General features: G+C 56.7%; 16 protein-coding genes. 6 read left to right on the top strand and 10 right to left on the bottom strand.

What is annotated here, in order from left to right; genetic code table 11:
* Positions 1-11 precede the first annotated feature (11 nt).
* Together traL and EH31_RS10375 are read right to left on the bottom strand one after the other, a co-directional pair.
* On the bottom strand, positions 12-299 hold the full coding sequence (gene traL, locus EH31_RS10380; RefSeq protein ID WP_034960277.1) for a type IV conjugative transfer system protein TraL: 288 nt from the start codon (positions 297-299) through the stop codon (positions 12-14).
* A gap of 34 nt (positions 300-333) precedes the next feature.
* Positions 334-666, bottom strand: a complete 333-nt coding sequence (locus tag EH31_RS10375; protein ID WP_034960276.1) for a hypothetical protein — start codon at positions 664-666, stop codon at positions 334-336.
* Between the two features lie 369 nt (positions 667-1,035).
* Here EH31_RS10375 and EH31_RS10370 point away from each other — a divergent pair, with 369 nt between their 5' ends.
* From EH31_RS10370 to EH31_RS10355, 4 genes are all read left to right on the top strand, one after another.
* Positions 1,036-1,527, top strand: coding sequence for a hypothetical protein (locus EH31_RS10370; protein WP_034960274.1), 492 nt, complete (start codon positions 1,036-1,038; stop codon positions 1,525-1,527).
* Positions 1,502-1,735, top strand: coding sequence for a helix-turn-helix transcriptional regulator (locus EH31_RS10365; RefSeq protein ID WP_199797029.1), 234 nt, complete (start codon positions 1,502-1,504; stop codon positions 1,733-1,735). The genes EH31_RS10370 and EH31_RS10365 overlap by 26 nt, the downstream gene beginning before the upstream one ends.
* 161 nt (positions 1,736-1,896) lie before the next feature.
* Complete coding sequence (locus EH31_RS10360; protein WP_034960271.1) at positions 1,897-2,724, top strand: hypothetical protein; 828 nt, start codon at positions 1,897-1,899, stop codon at positions 2,722-2,724.
* Positions 2,725-3,427: 703 nt separating this feature from the next.
* On the top strand, positions 3,428-5,149 hold the full coding sequence (locus EH31_RS10355; protein ID WP_034960459.1) for a fatty acyl-AMP ligase: 1,722 nt from the start codon (positions 3,428-3,430) through the stop codon (positions 5,147-5,149).
* A gap of 261 nt (positions 5,150-5,410) precedes the next feature.
* On the opposite strand, the gene EH31_RS10350 is transcribed toward EH31_RS10355, so the two are convergent.
* Genes EH31_RS10350 through EH31_RS10340 form a run of 3 tightly spaced genes read right to left on the bottom strand, consistent with a single transcriptional unit; the run spans position 5,411 to position 6,622 of the window.
* The gene (locus tag EH31_RS10350; protein WP_034960269.1) at positions 5,411-5,689 is read right to left on the bottom strand and encodes a TehB-like domain-containing protein; all 279 of its coding nucleotides are present in this window, start codon (positions 5,687-5,689) and stop codon (positions 5,411-5,413) included.
* A gap of 2 nt (positions 5,690-5,691) precedes the next feature.
* A complete protein-coding gene (locus EH31_RS10345; RefSeq protein WP_034960268.1) occupies positions 5,692-6,150 on the bottom strand; it encodes a hypothetical protein in 459 nt (152 codons plus the stop codon).
* Complete coding sequence (locus EH31_RS10340; protein ID WP_051699173.1) at positions 6,143-6,622, bottom strand: group III truncated hemoglobin; 480 nt, start codon at positions 6,620-6,622, stop codon at positions 6,143-6,145. Before EH31_RS10340 ends, EH31_RS10345 begins: the two co-directional genes overlap by 8 nt.
* An 80-nt stretch (positions 6,623-6,702) precedes the next feature.
* Here EH31_RS10340 and EH31_RS10335 point away from each other — a divergent pair, with 80 nt between their 5' ends.
* Positions 6,703-7,137 carry an RrF2 family transcriptional regulator gene (locus tag EH31_RS10335; RefSeq protein WP_034960266.1) on the top strand — a complete coding sequence of 145 codons (435 nt, stop codon included), beginning with the start codon at positions 6,703-6,705 and terminating at the stop codon, positions 7,135-7,137.
* Between the two features lie 487 nt (positions 7,138-7,624).
* Here the strand turns inward: EH31_RS10335 and EH31_RS10330 are convergent, their stop codons facing one another.
* The 4 genes from EH31_RS10330 to EH31_RS10315 form a co-directional block, all read right to left on the bottom strand.
* Positions 7,625-8,206: a TetR/AcrR family transcriptional regulator gene (locus EH31_RS10330; RefSeq protein ID WP_161782143.1), complete on the bottom strand. Its 582-nt coding sequence runs from the start codon at positions 8,204-8,206 to the stop codon at positions 7,625-7,627.
* Between the two features lie 220 nt (positions 8,207-8,426).
* Positions 8,427-9,884 carry an efflux transporter outer membrane subunit gene (locus EH31_RS10325; RefSeq protein ID WP_051699172.1) on the bottom strand — a complete coding sequence of 486 codons (1,458 nt, stop codon included), beginning with the start codon at positions 9,882-9,884 and terminating at the stop codon, positions 8,427-8,429.
* Complete coding sequence (locus EH31_RS10320) at positions 9,884-11,476, bottom strand: DHA2 family efflux MFS transporter permease subunit (protein WP_034960261.1); 1,593 nt, start codon at positions 11,474-11,476, stop codon at positions 9,884-9,886. The genes EH31_RS10325 and EH31_RS10320 overlap by 1 nt, the downstream gene beginning before the upstream one ends.
* Entirely contained in the window at positions 11,473-12,714 is a 1,242-nt protein-coding gene (locus EH31_RS10315) for an HlyD family secretion protein (RefSeq protein ID WP_081853358.1), read from the bottom strand. The genes EH31_RS10320 and EH31_RS10315 overlap by 4 nt, the downstream gene beginning before the upstream one ends.
* Before the next feature lie 202 nt (positions 12,715-12,916).
* Between EH31_RS10315 and ubiM the strand changes: the two genes are divergently transcribed.
* Positions 12,917-14,140 (top strand): 5-demethoxyubiquinol-8 5-hydroxylase UbiM, encoded by a 1,224-nt coding sequence (ubiM, locus tag EH31_RS10310; RefSeq protein ID WP_051699171.1) that lies wholly within the window; start codon positions 12,917-12,919, stop codon positions 14,138-14,140.
* Between the two features lie 61 nt (positions 14,141-14,201).
* Here the strand turns inward: ubiM and EH31_RS10305 are convergent, their stop codons facing one another.
* Positions 14,202-14,939, bottom strand: a complete 738-nt coding sequence (locus EH31_RS10305; RefSeq protein ID WP_051699170.1) for an anaerobic ribonucleoside-triphosphate reductase activating protein — start codon at positions 14,937-14,939, stop codon at positions 14,202-14,204.
* Position 14,940: the final 1 nt, after the last annotated feature.

Genomic DNA, 14,940 nt, shown 5'->3' with positions numbered 1-14,940 from the left:
GTTTCCCTCCCTCAGCCCGCGAGCAGGCGGCAATGGGAGGGCGGCGTGGCCTTCAGCCCCAGGAAACTCCCGGGCAGGTACCAATACGCGGCGTGCACCAGCGCCGATCCGGCACCGCGAGCCTTTGCCTTCCGCAAGGCGAACCAGGTTCCGGCGGCCAGGCCGATACCGATGAAAATGTGCTGCGCGAGAATGCCCCAGGCGAAGGGAATGAGAATCCCTGCGAACTCGTCGATGGTCCAGAAGCCGATAAGCTCCGGATCGTCGAGCCGCCGTGGAACAAGATACCTGTCGGCCATGATGCCGCCCTCCTGTTGTGACCGGGTCTGGGGGTCAGATGACCGCGGTCACGACCGAGGTGACGATCGGCACGCCCGTGCCGACGCCGATGCCGACGCCCACCGGCACGGCGATCTGGCCGAGCGAAAAGCGGCCCGAGGCAAGCCCGATCAGGCCGGCGGCGAGGCTGAGCACCGTGATGATCTTGCCGCCCGAGCCTTCGAGGAAATCGGTGAACTGGTTGAGGGCAGGATCGAAGGTGGTGTCGGCGCCAGCGAAAGCGGCGCCGGCGCAGGCCAGCGCAACGAAGCCCGGGAGGACATAGTCGCGCCGCGGAATGCGGCCTACGGCGCGGCGCTGGGCCGGAAGGGCAGTCTTGGTGGTCATGGGTGGAACCTTTCGAGAAGATGGAACATCAGCCAGCGATGCGTTCGCTGTATGTTCTTTCCTCTCTCGAGAACCGACCTGTAGGAAATCGGGAAATGCGTTTGGGCCTGCTCAACCAAGCGAAAAGCGACATTGAGAAGGCTTGGAGACGGGATCCGAGCAGGCCGAGCGCCTGATCGCGCCAACTCTGCCGGGTTCTGATCGGAGCTTGCCGGATTCTGCGCGAGCGCGGCCGAAATATGCGCGAATCATTGAAGGAAGCTGATTCGTGACTTCCTTCATGTTCTCTAATTGTTCTTTTCGTTTTCCTACAGGTTTCCTTTCGAGCTAGCCGGTCAATCGATCACCGCTAGAGATAGGGATTCGTAGATGACTGACATGACGCTCTTTGCCGAACAACAGGTTCGCGCTGACCTCGCCAAGCTTCTACTCGCTGCTGTTGAAGCCAGCGGCAGGGCGCGCTGCAACGTCGCGCGCGACGCGCAGATTCATAAGGATGCCTTACGCCGCGTCCTTGCTGGCGAGCGGTCGGCAAGCCTTGGCGAGGCCTTGCGCATTCTCGCGGCGTGCGGCGTAGCGCCGCATGCGCATCTGCTCCTGTTCCTCGTCAGCGGCGACGATCATGCGATTGCGTGGCTGCAATCGGACCTCGCGCAATTCTTCGAGGTCTTTTCCGGTGAACTGCCCTCGGCGATGGAGCGTGTCTTGGGCAACCAGGTTCACGACGTGAAGCCGCGCTGGGCTAAGGGCACCGCGCATCGTGTTGCACGGCTGCTCTCCGATCACATCGATGAGCTCGAGCGTAAGGACGCATTGCTTGGCGATGTCTTCGCCGATGCCGAAGGAGGCCATCGTGGTTGAAGAGATGGACAAAGGAGCGATAGAGCCCCGCCGGGTGACGCGGCTCATTCGCTTGCCCGAAGTGCAGCACCGCGTCGGGCTTGGCCGTTCGACAATCTATCGCTGGATGAGCGAGGGTAAGTTTCCGAAGCCGGTAAGTCTGGGGGGATATTCTGTTGCCTGGCCTGAGAACGAGATTGATGAATGGATCAGGCGGAGAACCCGTTAGCCAAAATCTCCATTCGGAGTTTATGCCTCGACAATTGACAGCTGAAGCAATCGTATGACGTTTTTTATCAATACTTCGAAACGTGCTTAGGAGAGACTTTTCGGTTGCTGTCGGAGTTTGGAAAGTTAGGTTGAAACTAGCAACCATTTGAAGGGGGGCCAATGGCAATTCTAAGACGAGAACAGAACCTTCCGTCCGAACGCAAATTAGACGCTAGAGCTGAGCCAACATCTGATGGTAGCGACCTTTGGCTCACGCACGTTACGATGGCGGGATGGGCAGACGAAATCCTCAAATCTAAGAAGATTGAAACGCGCGAATGTAAAGCTCTAAATAAGAAGCTTGCCTACTTCTTTGCACTCAAACCTGCTTACGGGCAGAAAGCCGACTTAGAAAAATCAGACCAAGTTTCTAGATTTCCAGCAGTTTTTATCATCGATCCAGAGAATTTGGCAGCTCCGTTTCATGTGTATCCTTTCGATACCGGAGGCGCATTGAACGAAACGTTTGGAGATTGTCCAGATCCAACAGTCTTTCTGGACGACTATGAACTTTCTCCAAAGCTGCAAGCGGCTGAAGCTCATATCGCGTGGGCGTTTGGATCGCGAGAGGCATATTATGACGGTGAGGTAAAGTCTGAACTGCCGATGTCGTTACCAAGCTTCGACAAAGTTGGGAGGAGCTACATAGCGATAGCGAGACTTGAATCGTCACGGATAAATGCACCAGATGGAAGGTCTTGCGCTATTGAAGTCGCATACTCTTGCAACATACCCCTGCTGGAGCATTGTCGTGCTGTGGTCTTGCCCAAGCAGCATATTGAGGATGAAGATGGATCTCTAAGCGAAGTGTTAGATCTAATACGCGCAGCCGAAATCGAAGAGATATACTATGATTGGCAACCAAATGAATATCCGAAGCACTACGCCGATCAAATCACAAACATCGTGAGAGATTTATTGGCTTCGAAAGGAGTTATCGATGGATAGGAGTTCAGAGTTTACTCTCTGCGGCTTTCAGCGGGTCTCTCGGAATGGATTTGCTCTTCCATGTTATTGGCGTACTGATGGGGGGAACCTATGGTACGTAGCGCGCTCCGCCGTTAGCGGCGATCCTAATTCTCGTATCATCGGCTTTGATAGCTATGGAAGCGCGGAAATAGAGCGTATCGGGGTAGCCTACCATAGAACTGCTATGGTCGGCGATATCTGGCACGATGTGTTTCTTTGGAAAGACAGAGTACATGTCGGGAGGCGCTATCAAATTATTTTAGAAGTGGACGATATTCTTGACGAAATCATCGAGGATGCGCCACTAACTGCATTTGACTTGCTCTTCGACAATGGCAGAGACGATGTGCATCTAGCGAGGTCAGCTGCCTCTTGGCTGAGGCAAAGGACGATGAGTTCGTCGGCAAAACGTGCGTTCTCTACCGGAATTCTTGGGCGTGTGGCGCGCCTTCGTTTCAGGCGACTAGTGAGCCAACACTGCCCAGATCTTCATTTCGATGACTCTGACTTCCGAATTGTGGAAGGTGTAGAAACAGATTTCGTTTTGCAGGCTAGTGAAAAATCGAAGCACATTCTAAACGAAAGCAGCAAATTACTGCCAATTTTCGGAGAGCTTTCAGCGATCGCGGAGGCTGGCGGTGTTAGCTTAGGTGCAGACTTAGCGGACGGTGGCGAACAAGGCATTAGACCAACACCAACGTTCGACCGAGGACTTCCACGCAGATTTGCAGACTTTCGAACACTGGGTGATGCTCTCGAGTATGCTGCGAGAGGCAGACGCGGTTTAAACTTTCACGATTCCCGAGGCACTTTGAGCCGAGTGTATTATTACTCAGAGCTATACTCGGATGCAGTAGCGGCCGCCCGCAGAATGATTTCGGAAGGAATTAGACCTAGTGATCGAGTGGCAATAATTGCTGAAACAGGGCCAAATTATGCCGCCCTATTTTTCGGAGCAGTATTGGCGGGCGCATTGCCAACACCATTGCCATTACCTACCAGCTTCGGAGGTCGAGAGAGTTACATCGATCAGATTATGGCGCAAATGGAGAACTGCTCTCCTAGTCTCTTCTTATTCCCTGATGAGCTCGATGATCTAGGGCGCTCTGCTGCGGAAAGACGCGGATGCAAAGCGTATGCATTTGAAGAGTTTCAGACAATTCCAGCAATTGAGTGCGAGCTACCGATTACGAAACCAACCGATGCTTGTTACCTACAATATTCAAGCGGTTCAACTCGCTTACCTCAAGGTATTTTGGTCACGCACGAGGCGCTGTTGAGCAACCTGAAGGCCCATGGCCTTGGTTTGGAGCTGAAGCAATCAGACCGATGTATCAGTTGGCTCCCTTGGTATCATGACCTTGGTTTAGTGGGTTGCTTGCTTTCGCCGATAGCTAATCAGGTTTCAGTCGACTTTCTTAGAACTGAAGATTTCGCACGACGTCCTTTAGCTTGGCTTGACCTAATTACGCGCAATCAAGGCACCTCGATCTCCTACTCACCAACTTTCGGCTATGAAATCTGCTCTCGAAGGATTTCGAGCCAAGTTGACGTTTCAGAACGGTTCGATCTCGCACGTTGGCGGATTGCGGGGAATGGCGCGGACATGATCCGCCCTGACGTGATGCAGAGTTTCACCAATGCTCTTCAGCCTGCGGGTTTTAAGTCCAGCGCTTTTCTGCCGAGCTATGGCCTTGCAGAAGCTACATTGGTGGTAACTTTGATGCCGCCGGGCGAAGGCATCAAAGTTGAGCTTGTCGAAGAAGAGCGCCTTTCGGGCACAACCCGCGATATCAGTCGCCCCGCCAGATACCGTGCCATCGTCAATTGCGGTAAACCGGTGCGCGATATGGAGGTCGAAATTCGGGGCGAGAACGACGAGACCAAGGGCGATCACCAAATAGGGAAGGTTTGGTGCCGCGGACCGAGTGTGATGCATTCGTACTTCCGCAACTCTGACGCGACCGCCGCGTGCCTAGTGGACGGTTGGCTTAGCACTGGCGACATGGGTTACATGGCCGATGGCTACGTGTTTATCGTCGGCCGCGCCAAAGACATGATCATCATCAATGGTAAAAACCATTGGCCTCAGGATATCGAGTGGGCGGTTGAGCAGCTCCCCGGCTTTAACCACGGCGACATTGCCGCCTTTGCGGTTGAAACGGAAAACGGCGAAGAAGCGCCGGCTGTCCTTGTCCATTGCCGCGTGTCGGACCCGGCAGAGCGGGTAAAACTGCGCGAGCAAATCATGGCCAAAGTGCGCTCGGTGACAGGCATGAGCTGCGTTGTGGAGCTTGTTCCTCCCCGCACCCTGCCGCGGACCAGTACAGGCAAGCTCAGCCGTGCCAAGGCAAAAAAGCTCTACCTGTCAGGTGAATTAGAACCCTATATATTAGCAGCCTAATTGCTTTGGTTTGACAACACTCAGCGTTTCGAGTCCCGAAAAAGCTACATCGACGCCCACCTAAATGTTTGGAATGAAATCGAACGAGAGGTCGCGTCTTGTATCGAGGCCCGCAGAAAGGCCCGCAAAAATTCGCAGGCTATCGGTCTCGTGACTTGCTTTGGGCCTTTTCCGGCTGTCCGGCTTTGACAGGCAATCTGCGTTAGCTGCCGTTCAAAGCCGACTTTCCTTAGTCGGTCTCCTACAATTCAAGCGACTATATTAGCGATAAAATTCGACCTTGAACTCTACCTCGCCAATCGGTGTTACGAAGTGCACCTGCTCTGGCTCGATGATCGCGTAGCCGCCTGCCTCGATAATCTGTGGGTCGTTAGACTTAGCAGGAAGACTGTATTTGAGCGTGCCCGACACAACGCAGACCTTGCCCCAGACTCCTGGCTTGAGATCGTGATTTGATGTCAGTTTGGCAGGCACTGTCTGCTCGTTGAACAGTGGCGACTCAGCGTATTTTTGAACGCAGGAAGGAAGGGTTTTTTCCATAATTAGCCAGATACTGGGATTGCCAGTGTGATGAAAAGAATGGCGATGCCAAACAGGGCGACTGCGACCGGGACGATCAGGACCTGAGAATACACGGCATTTTTGTCCATCATGCCGGTCCAGGTGCTGAGTTTCTTGCCCTCATCGAGCGGCGACCGGCCTTCAGGTCCAGCCTGACAAGCACCAATTCTCGCCAGTCCAAAATACATGGCTGTATAAAGCACCGAAACGATGATGGCGAAACGCGCTGCGCCGCTGCCGCCAGTCGCCAACGCAATTGCTGCAAAGAATGTTGCATAGCATCCGAGCATTGCGATCCAAAGTTTACGCGGAAGCTGGAAACCCGCATTGCTCGGTGCCACTGGCGCTGTTGCCAAAGGCTGTAGCAAACTCTCCAGCGAATGGACTTCTGCCTCGACATCGGTCTCGCGTTCGGCGACAATTGATTGCTGTTCAAACATGGGGGAGGTTCCTTCCTGCTTTTGATCCGGCGAGACCGTCTCGTCGAATAGAGATGCCGGTGAAGAGGCTGTCGGCGATGGCTCGGGCGCGCTGCGCGACAAGCGCGGTGCCATCCGGCTGCGCCTCAAGGCTCTGCAATGTTGCATAGAAAAGCTCGAGCCAGCGCGCGAAGTGCCGTTCCTCGAGGTCCGGAATGGCCATGTGCTTGGCCATCGGATTTCCGGAAAACTCACCGCTGTTAAACAGTATCGAGCGCCAGAAGGTCTTCATTCGCTCTAGGTGTTCAGGCCAGTCGGAGATACGGTGTGCGAAGATCGAAGCGAGCAGATCATCCTTGCGGATGCTGGCATAAAAACTCTCGACCATGATCGAGACGAATTGCTCATCGACGCCGCAGGCCACAGCATGAGCGCGCTTTTCGGCTCGTGCATTGCGCACTTCTTGGCGGGTTTTTTCGATCGGTGCGTGCATTGCAGATACTCGTTAAGAGGTATTTGATATACCCATTAAATGGGCTTTGCGCTAAAAGCAACATCTGATATACCTTTTTTATGCAGTTAAACCTCCGAACCGATTATGCGCTCCGAATGCTCATGGCTCTCGCGGCCAAGGATGAAGTCTTGTCGATTGACTGGATTGCGGATCACTACGCCATCTCGCGCAACCATCTGGCTAAGGTCGCTCAGGATCTGGCTGCCGCCGGGTTTGTCGAGACGCAGCGCGGCAGAGGCGGAGGACTGCGCCTGGCCCGCCCTCCCTCGCAAATCAATGTCGGTGACGTGGTGCGGAAGCTGGAGAACACGACAGGCTTTGTTGCCTGCATGGGCGGCAAGGAAGACTGTGCTATTGACGGCGCTTGCGGCCTCAAGTCCGCACTATCGGGCGCGCTGAACGCTTTCCTGGCGCATCTCGACCAATTCGATCTTGCGCAGATTACCGGATCACGGTCTCGCTTTCTCCAGCAGTTGGCCATTGAGAATGTTTGAAATCCGGGCCATTCGATGTCCACCGTACTTTGGCTGTCCGAAAGGCTTCACAAGGAGCTCTAGGATCGCGCGGTCCGAACCCAGGGTGCATGCCAAAGTCATTTAATGCCCGCAAGAATCAAAGTGCGAAATTGCGAGATAAACCGCGATAGCTGGGCCTTTGTGGCGATCCCCTTTATCGAAAGCGGCTCGCGTTGGAATGCTACTATTGTTCTGTTGTACGATCAATATTGGTGCAGATATACCCTGGGTTTGACCCCATGAGGAATAGACGCGCACTCCGATCAAAGAACAGCAATTCTTGCGGTGTGAGCGACCGATTTTTGACTACAAGATCTCTACAGTCCGTGATCCATACTGCGATTTGTGTCAAATGATCTGATGACCGACAGTCAACAAGCGCTGGTCTTTGGTTACGAATCCAAACGTTGTGAATGACGACGGCATAACCAATGCGCCGCACCTATTCTTCGTCACCTTGATGGCTTTAATCTGCTGCTCTTTTATCTAGCGAGGACTGGAGAAGCTGCCAGTAATCGTGCGCCCAGGCGAGATGGGCCGAGTGGGCCTGCGGTAAACGTGTATCCGAAAGCCGTGCATGACCTGCTATCCCCTCTATCAGGAACGTCGCGGTTGCCTTGGGATCGGCGATGTGGGTTTCTCCGAGGGCATTGGCCTCGATGATGTGCTGCTCGAGGATCGATATCGTGGTCTGGGCCGTCCAGCCACGAAGGGAAGGACTCTGCTTGTCGGCCTCATAATCGATCCAGTCGATCAGCCGATCAATCAGGCGGACTTCCGCCGATTGGAAGACGGACACTGCTTCTGCCGCCAAAACAGGAATCGCTGCGGAGAGAGAAGACGGGTCGATGGACGAGAATATCGATTCCTGTTGCCACTCTATTCGCTTTACCAGGATTTTCCGAAGCAGGTCTTCCTTGTTCTCGAAGCGGGCATAAATGGTCGGCTTGCCGACCCGGGCAAATCTGGCAAGGCGGTCAATAGAGAACTTCTCGAACCCTTTGCTGAGTAGCAAGTCCCAGCCCGCATCGAGGATGAGATCGTACAAGACTTCAGACTCCTCCGCTGAAGGGCGCCCGGTCTTCGTCGGAGCGGCCTGCGCACTGGTTGCGCACGTTGAGTGTGCATGCCGTCTTCTGTTTTTGGAGCTTTGCTTCATGCAGTCGGGTTTTGTCATCGTGCTACTGTATGCCTTTCAAATCCGCCCAAGCCGGGTGCGTGGAACTGGCAAGGCCGTGCCGGGACGTGTGCTGTGAGCGATGCATTCATCATTCGCCCGTTTCCACGGTCCAACCCAAGCCCAGCGCCTTGTGCACTGCCGCAAATTCGATGGTCACTTCCGCTCTGGCCTGCACGCTCGCCGATGCGAACTGGATCGCCTCCCGCCTAGCGACAAGAACACTCTCTTCGGAAAGCCGTCCGCCATCTGCCCGCATACGCTGGAGAGCCACAATGGTGTCAGCGCTCGTTTCCGCTTGGTCAGCTGCGCCCAGCTTCGTTCTTGCCGTTCCGAAACGGGTGAGCGCCCCTTCCGCGTCAGCCAAGGCGCCAAGCACGACCGAACGATAAGCGGCTACTTGTTCGGTGTAAGCGGCCTCGCTCGCCGTGATCCGCGCCTCTGAGCGGCCACCTTCAAAAACAGACCAGCTGATTCTGGGAAGGGCCAGCCCAATGATGTCGGTCGGAGCCAGAAGGTCTGCCGGGGTTGTGCCGCCTAGCCCCAATAGCCCGAAGAAACTGACTTTCGGGAATTGCTCCGCCATTGCCGCCCCGATGTCAGCATTGGCTGCGGCCAGCGCTCGTTCCGCACCGCGGATATCAGGGCGCTGTCGTAGCATCATGGCCGGATCGCCCAACGCTATTGCTGCCGGGGGCAAAGGGACTTCCCCTGTGGAGGCCAGGACCGCGTCCAATGTGCCCGGCTCTTGCCCGGTAAGCATTGCCAACTGGTCCGCCAGTAGCACAATTTGCGCCTGCGTGGCTGCAACGTCACCACTGGTTCTTGCGGCCTGCAAGCGGGCTTGCTCAGCCGGCTGGCGCGGTCCGCTACCCTGATCGTAGCGCATCTGCGCAAATTGGATCAACTGACCATCAATTGCAGCCTGCTCGTGTTGCAGCTTCAGCAGCGCTTGCTGCGCTCGGTAGAGGCAATAGAGGCGGACAATTTCGGCAGAGAGCGAGACCTGCGCATCGCCTAGCTCCGCTTCAGCCGCCTCGGCAAGGGCGGAGGCAGCCTCAACCTTGCGTTTTGTGCCGCCGAACAAGTCGATCTCCCAGCTTGCGTCGAAGCCTTGGGAATAACGCTGGAAATCGATCCGGTCGGTACCGGGATTGGTGTCGATGATGTCGGCTGGCAGATTGGCGTATGGGGCCGAGGCAGAGCTGCGCAGGGTAGGCAGGACCGCCGTCCGATTGGCCGAAAGGCCAGCGCGAGCCTGTGTGATTTTTGCCCGTGCCATGGCAAGATTGGGCGATCCTTCAAGGCCACGCTGCACAAGTTGGGTGAGCACTGGATCAGCCAGACTGACCCACCACTCCGCTACGGGCGCACCTTCTTGCGCCCTGGCCGGTTCGCGCAGGAAATGACCACGCTCCATGGCTACCGGCGCTGCGATTGGCGGACCGCGATAGTCCGGGCCCACGGTGGTGCATGCTGGCAGCGCCAAGATCACTGCCGCAGCCGGAAGAAGGTGCCAGAGGGCAGAAGAAAACCGGCGATACGTCATCAGTGGATTGCCATATTGATCTGCCCTTTTGGCAGGGGTTTGAGCAGGAAAACAAGCGGAATGGCCAGCACTGTTCCCGCAGTCAGCAGCAGGAACTCGTCGTTGAAAGCCATGACCAAGGCATCGAGGCTGATGCTGGCATCAATAATCCGATAAGCGGCGGTGAGACCTTCGGGCCCACCCCCCAATTGCTGCGCAAGCGATTGCAGCCAGCTTTGCGCATTGGGATCATTGGCGGGAATTGCAGAGTGGATGGTCGCGTGGTGATAGGACCAGCGGGTTTCCTGCGCTGTTGCCAGCAGCGCCAAGCCGATCGACCCGCCCAGGTTGCGCGCTACATTGAAGAGACCCGAGGCGTCGCTTGCTTCTTCAATTCCGACCGCGCTGATGGCCGCCTGATTGAGGAACATGAGTGCCATGACTTGACCGAAACCGCGCAGCAATTGGGACGTGGTGAAGGCTTCGCCTGCACTCTGGGCGGTCAACGTCGTATCGACATAGCAGCCCAGTGCCATTGCTCCGAAGCCGGCTGCAACTGCGAGCCGCAGGTCGACCGTCCGGATCAGCATGGGGATCAGCGGCATCATCATGAGCGCCGGCACCCCTGCGAGAAAAACGATCTGGCCCGCCTGAAGCGCATTGTATCCGGCAATGGCTGCCAAGAATTGTGGGATCACGTAGCTCGTCCCGTAAATCACTGAGCCGGTCACCAGAGACAATCCGAAGACTGCTGCAAACTCGCGTTTCTTGAGCAGAGCCAGTTTGATGACCGGTTTTCGGGCCGCGACCTGACCGATAGCCAGCAGCCCGAAGCCGACGATGGTCACGGCGGTCAGTTGCAGGATCAGCGTGGAATCGAACCATCCTTCACGCTGGCCATCCTCCAACACAATCGTCAGCCCGCCCAACCCGAGAGACATTCCGATGATGCCCAACCAATCAGCTGAGGCAAGCTCGTTTAGTTTCATCTTCTCGTTTGGGAGACCGAGGATTAGCAGAGCGCACAGCAGTGCGCCGACCGGGACATTGATGAAGAACGCGTAGTGCCAGCTGAAGTTCTCGGTCAGCCAGCCACCCGCCAATGGGCCGATAACTGGGCCGAGAATGATCGTCGCGCCAAAGATTGCCGTCCCAACAGGCTGCTGTGAACGTGGGAGGCGTGTTGCGATGATCGTCAGGGCGGTCGGGATCATTGCCCCGCCGGTGAAGCCTTGGCCCACGCGCCCGGCAATCATCGTCGGCAGATCGCTGGCAAGACCGCAAAGAACCGAGAAGCCGGTGAACAACACTGCCGCACCCAGCAAGAAACGGCGCAGCCCAAACACACGTTCGAGCCATCCCGTAAGTGGTATGACGATAATCTCGGCGACCAGATAAGCGGTGGCGACCCAAGTGGCTTCACTGGCGGACGCACCGATCTCCCCCTGGATCGTTGGCAGAGAAGCGTTGACGATCGAGATGTCGAGGGTCGCCATCAAGGACCCGATGGAGCCCGCAGCGACACCGAGCCACGCCTTAGCATTGGCCCGGCCCACCGGTTGCTGCTGCCGAGTCGGGAATGCCTTAAGCGGTAATGAGGCCGCTCCGCTCATGTGCGAGCATCCTGTTCGCGGCGGATCGCCTCAATGGAGCCACGCGCAGATCGGGTATCGATAGATACTTCGAGCGAGAGACCTGCAACCAGAACCTTGCGCGCTTCAGGGCCCGCCTTGATGCGAATGCGCACCGGAACCCGCTGGACAATCTTGGTAAAATTGCCCGTCGCGTTCTCTGGCGGCACCAGCGAGAAAGTCGCGCCCGTCCCTGGAGAGATGCTCTCAACCACGCCGTCAAAGCGGACCCCAGGCAGGGCGTCCACTTCGATCGTGGCGGGTTGACCCGGACGCATCAGCCCGATCTGGTTCTCCTTGAAGTTGGCGGTGACGAACAAGTCGCCGACCGGGATGATGCTCATCAGTCGTTGGCCCGGCTGCACAAATTGCCCGGGCCGCACCGAAAGGTTCCCAACGCGCCCGCCAAGAGGGGCGGTAAGGGCGGTCGCTTCCAGATCGTTGCGCGCTGCCATCCGCTGGACATTCGCCGCCATGATTTGAGCGCGTGTGGCACCCGCCTGCGCTCTGATCGATCCGACGCGCTCGCGTGCCGCGACTACTCCAGCCTGACGGGCGCGCAGATCGGCCGCTGCTTTGGCGCGGTTGGCGGCAAGTTGATCCAAAGCGCTGTGAGGTTCCGCCCCTGCGGCGACCAGCGGATTAAGCCTTGCGAGCTCAGCGTCGAGATAGGCTAGTTCGGCGCTCGCGCCCATCACCGCCGCTTGCGCTTGCCGGATCGCGGCCTCAGCCTCACCAAGACCGGAAAGCGTCGCGATTTCATTCGCACGGGCCAATCCGATTTGGGCGTTCGCTTGGTCCAGCCGGTTAGTGTAATCGGTTGTGTCGAGAAGCAGCAGCGTCTGGCCAGAGCGCACCGCAGCATGGTCATGGACCGCAAGAGTATCGACATATCCAGCGAGCTTCGCGGCAACCGGGACCTCCTCCACACTAACAAAGGCATCGTTGGTGGATTGCATGTACTGACCGATGGTCTGGTATTTCCACAAAGCGTGACCGCCGACGGCAAGCACCAAAGTAAGCAGGACCCAGAGGGCGGGCTTGAGCCATCGCCGCCTGACCGCGCTCGCCTTGTCGAGACCCGTTTCATGAGCCTCATCGATGGAACATACCTCTTTGTTATCCGTCTCCTCGGCAGCAAGGCTGCCATGCGTCTCAATCGCAATAGCTTCGGCAGAAGAGGCCGCCTGTCCTGCTGCGTGGCCGACTTGTTCAAACATATTCTCGTCCTTGAAACGAAACGGTTTCGTTTAGTTCTTTGTCGACATGTGTCCTTGCTCGCATCGGTTTCACACAATGGAGGAAGGATTGCAGCCGCGTGAGAGGTCATAGTCTCGGCGATTCGTACTGCGATATGATATGAATCAATGTCTCGCGTTTCTTTTGGCGATACCCGCACAATAACTTCTCAGGAGATATGCGTTGTATACTCAGATCGTTATTGTCGGTGCGGGTCCTGCGGGCCTTAGTTTGGCGCGCGCGTTGTCCTCGTCTGGCGCGCGCATCATCCTCGTCGATACGCAGCAGCTCACGGCGCTCAGTGATCCGTCCTTCGATGGGCGCGAGATTGCCCTGACGCATCAATCGATCTCAGATCTTGAGCAGCTAGGTGTCTGGGACAGGATTGATGCGAAAGAAGTGTTCACGTTGAGAGAAGCGCAGATATACGATGGCAAATCGCCTTATGCGCTGCGTTATGGACCAGGCGAGATAGATGGCCAGCTAGGGTGCATGGTATCGAACTGCACGATCCGCAAGGCGGCCTATGAAGCCGTAAAAGATCTCGAGAATGTCGAAGTGTTGGCGGGGGCCAAGGTTGTTTCGCTTGAAGTGGGTAAAAGGTCGGTCAGAATTACCTTGTCTGATGGGAAAGATATCTCTGCAGCCCTTCTGATTGGTGCAGACAGCCGGTTCTCCTTTGTTCGTGACCAGCTCGGGATCGGTGCGGAGATGAACCGTTTGGGCAAGGCCATGTTGGTGGGCCGCGTCAAGATTGGCAGCTGGCACGACGATATCGCAACTGAATGGTTCGATCACGGCCAGACTCTGGCCCTCCTACCTCTCGGGGATGGCGTGGCTTCAGCTGTACTGACCCTACCGGAGAGCGAGGCCGCCACACTCCAGAAATTGAAAGCGGAAGCGCTAGGGCAAGAGCTTCAGCGGCGCTATCGTGGCCGGTTCGGGACGATGACACCGCTAAGCCCGCTTCATTCTTATCCCCTGACAACCACCTATTCTAAGCGGTTTGTCGCCCACAGAGCTGCACTTATCGGAGACGCGGCGGTCGGCATGCATCCGGTGACTGCGCACGGCTTCAACCTAGGTCTCGCCAGCGTGCGGCATCTCTCCGAGGAGATACTGCCTATTCTGGAGCGCGGAGGAGATCCTGCGAACCCAGCGGCGCTTGCTCGCTACGAACGACGCCATCGGCGCGAAAGCCGCCCGATTTACCTGGCCACCAATTCCATCGTAGGCCTCTATACTGACGACCGGCCACCGGCACGCATTGCGCGCCGCGTTTCTCTGCGCTTGGCCCAGTTGCTTCCAGCACGTAAGGCCGTGCAGCGCATGCTGATGAAACCGGCGCGAGAGCGGACCCGCCTGCGTCGGTCCGTAATCAGCAGTAAGCTGCGCTTGGGTCGCTAGCGAATAGCCCGTGCCGCTTCATCTTCGCGGGCGACGCCCGCATTCACAAGCTTTGGACACTTTAGCGAAACTCGAGTTGCAGCGGACTTCCATTACGCAGCCGCTCCATATCAAGCGGGCGGGACTGCGCGGCTAAGCCGTCGAGAGTGGGGCGATCAGGGTCGATCACCGCCGACTGGATGGCATAGACTCCGCGATATCCGCGCTGGAAAAGATCGTTTGCCATCGCGACGATGGCTTCCTCGTCCAGCAGATCGGTGTGCACCGTGGTCCGCACGTCAAAAAGTATTTTCCCTTGCGTGCAAAGCAGGTCGAGCGTCGCCGAGAAGCGCGAATAGGCTGTTACCCCGGTGACCTTGTGAAAATGCGACCGAGGCGCCTTGTAATCGAGCGCGATACGGTCGACCAATTGTTCATCGAGCAGGCATTGAACAACGTCCGGCCTAAGGCCGTTAGTGTCGAGCTTGATCGCAAATCCCATCGATTTCACCTGAGCGGCGAAGCGCGCAAGATGCTTCCAACTTGTTGCCTCACCACCGGAGAACACTACACCGTCCAGTAATCCCTTACGGCGGGTCAGAAACTCGATCACCCGGTCTTCGTCGATGCTTCCCCTGCCCAGTACGATTTGCGGATTGTGGCAATATCCGCAGCGCATATTGCATCCTGCGATCCACAGGATGCAGGCAATACGATCTGGGAAATCGAGCATGGTGAAAGGCGTTACGGCATAAAAGGGCGTGGCGACACGGGTCGTCCCGTGCCGCGCATTCCTCTCCACTGGCGCAACAGCTCCCATT

The sequence above is a fragment of the Erythrobacter longus genome (assembly GCF_000715015.1).
GTDB lineage: Bacteria > Pseudomonadota > Alphaproteobacteria > Sphingomonadales > Sphingomonadaceae > Erythrobacter > Erythrobacter longus.
The sequence above is the reverse complement of the archived record's forward strand: the minus strand, read 5'-3'. Positions and strand labels throughout refer to the sequence as shown.

Bases quoted from the DNA above. Each gene is read 5' to 3' on its own strand.
- traL (WP_034960277.1), bottom strand. From the start codon at position 299: ATGGCCGACAGGTATCTTGTTCCACGGCGGCTCGACGATCCGGAGCTT.
- EH31_RS10320 (WP_034960261.1), bottom strand. From the start codon at position 11,476: ATGAGCGGAGCGGCCTCATTACCGCTTAAGGCATTCCCGACTCGGCAG.
- EH31_RS10370 (WP_034960274.1), top strand. From the start codon at position 1,036: ATGACTGACATGACGCTCTTTGCCGAACAACAGGTTCGCGCTGACCTC.
- EH31_RS10365 (WP_199797029.1), top strand. From the start codon at position 1,502: ATGCCGAAGGAGGCCATCGTGGTTGAAGAGATGGACAAAGGAGCGATA.
- EH31_RS10305 (WP_051699170.1), bottom strand. From the start codon at position 14,939: ATGGGAGCTGTTGCGCCAGTGGAGAGGAATGCGCGGCACGGGACGACC.
- EH31_RS10315 (WP_081853358.1), bottom strand. From the start codon at position 12,714: ATGTTTGAACAAGTCGGCCACGCAGCAGGACAGGCGGCCTCTTCTGCC.
- EH31_RS10360 (WP_034960271.1), top strand. From the start codon at position 1,897: ATGGCAATTCTAAGACGAGAACAGAACCTTCCGTCCGAACGCAAATTA.
- EH31_RS10335 (WP_034960266.1), top strand. From the start codon at position 6,703: ATGCAGTTAAACCTCCGAACCGATTATGCGCTCCGAATGCTCATGGCT.
- EH31_RS10345 (WP_034960268.1), bottom strand. From the start codon at position 6,150: ATGTTTGAACAGCAATCAATTGTCGCCGAACGCGAGACCGATGTCGAG.
- EH31_RS10375 (WP_034960276.1), bottom strand. From the start codon at position 666: ATGACCACCAAGACTGCCCTTCCGGCCCAGCGCCGCGCCGTAGGCCGC.
- EH31_RS10340 (WP_051699173.1), bottom strand. From the start codon at position 6,622: ATGCACGCACCGATCGAAAAAACCCGCCAAGAAGTGCGCAATGCACGA.
- EH31_RS10350 (WP_034960269.1), bottom strand. From the start codon at position 5,689: ATGGAAAAAACCCTTCCTTCCTGCGTTCAAAAATACGCTGAGTCGCCA.
- EH31_RS10325 (WP_051699172.1), bottom strand. From the start codon at position 9,884: ATGACGTATCGCCGGTTTTCTTCTGCCCTCTGGCACCTTCTTCCGGCT.